At 74.7% G+C, this 1,429-nt stretch carries 1 protein-coding gene and 1 pseudogene; both read left to right on the top strand.

Annotated features, from left to right (window positions below; genetic code table 11):
- Positions 1-249 precede the first annotated feature (249 nt).
- Positions 250-1,248: a dihydroxyacetone kinase subunit DhaK gene (locus tag HW445_RS30865; RefSeq protein WP_180224086.1), complete on the top strand. Its 999-nt coding sequence runs from the start codon at positions 250-252 to the stop codon at positions 1,246-1,248.
- A gap of 25 nt (positions 1,249-1,273) precedes the next feature.
- Positions 1,274-1,429 (top strand): annotated as a pseudogene (locus tag HW445_RS33925) (dihydroxyacetone kinase); the annotation flags it as partial.

Genomic DNA, 1,429 nt, shown 5'->3' with positions numbered 1-1,429 from the left:
GGCCGGGACGGGGTTGCGGGGTGGGACGGGACCGTGGGCGGAGACGGGACCGCGGGGCGGTTCGGGGCGCGGGGTGGGCGGGGCCCCGGAGGTGGGTGGGTGGGGCGTGGTGGTCCGGTCCCGAGTTGCCGCGGGCCCTCCGTGCGCCCAGCATGAGGGCAGTCGTATCCGGGCAGGATGGCCCAGGCGGGTCCGCCCGGCCACGGGCGGACCGTGGTCCGAGGGCGGACCTGAGGAGGGAGACCCCCGATGGCCGCGTATTTCGGCAACGCCGCCGAGGACCTGGTGCCCGACGCCCTGGCAGGCTTCGCCCGGGCCCACACGTCCCTGGTGACCCACGACACCGAGCACGGCTACCTGCTGGCCCGGGACCCCGCGCCCGGCCGCCGCGTGGCGCTGCTCTCCGGCGGCGGCTCCGGCCACGAGCCGCTGCACACCGGATTCGTCGGACGCGGCATGCTCGACGCCGCCGTCCCCGGCCGGGTCTTCGCCTCGCCGCACAACCGTTCCGTCTACGAGGCGTCCGTGGCGGCCGCCCGTGAGGACGGCGTGCTGCACGTCGTCAAGAACTACACCGGCGACCGCATCAACTTCGGCATCGCCGCCGAACGCCTCGCCCGCCGCGGCATCCCCTGCGCCCGGGTGCTCGTCGACGACGACCTCGCCTCGGAGTCGGAGGAGATCCGCGCCGGCCGGCGCGGCACCGGCGGCACCGTGCTGGTGGAGAAGATCCTCGGCGCCGCCGCCGACAGCGGACTGGCACTCGACGAACTCGCCAAGCTGGGCGGCGAACTGGTGTCGCGCTGCCGCACCCTCGCGGTGGCCTCCCGGGCCCACACCGCCCCCACCACCGGCGGTCCCGCCTTCGAACTCGACGCCGGACAGTTGGAGTACGGCGTCGGCATCCACGGCGAGCGGGCGGACCGGGCCCGCGCCCACGGACCGTCGTCCGAGCTGGTGTCGGAGATGACCGGGTCGCTCCTCCAGGCGCTCGCCCCGTCCCGCGGGGACGCGGTGATCGCCCTGGTCAACGGCCTCGGCTCGGTGACCCCGCTGGAGCTGTACGGCGTCTTCGGCGAGCTGGGCCGCCTGCTGGACGACCGCGGACTCGACCTGGCGCGCTCCCTCGTCGGCAACTACGTGACGGCGCTGGACATGCGGGGCTTCTCGATCACCCTGATGGTGGCCGACCCCCTCGTGCTGGAACGGTACGACGCCCCCGTCCGTACCGCCGCGCTCAGCTGGTGACCACCGGGAGTCCTGGGAGGCAAGCATGACCACGGCCCACTTCGACGGCGCGTTCACCGACGGCTGGATACGCCGCTTCGCCGAATCGGCGCGCGCCACGGAACCCGAACTGACCGCGCTCGACCAGCAGTCGGGCGACGGGGACTTCGGCGTGAACCTCAACGCCGGCACCACCGCCGCC

Source organism: Streptomyces sp. UH6 (assembly GCF_013421635.1).
GTDB lineage: Bacteria > Actinomycetota > Actinomycetes > Streptomycetales > Streptomycetaceae > Streptomyces > Streptomyces abyssomicinicus.
The sequence above is the reverse complement of the archived record's forward strand: the minus strand, read 5'-3'. Positions and strand labels throughout refer to the sequence as shown.

Excerpts from the sequence above, each read along its gene's own strand:
- HW445_RS30865 (WP_180224086.1), top strand. The coding sequence starts at position 250 with ATGGCCGCGTATTTCGGCAACGCCGCCGAGGACCTGGTGCCCGACGCC.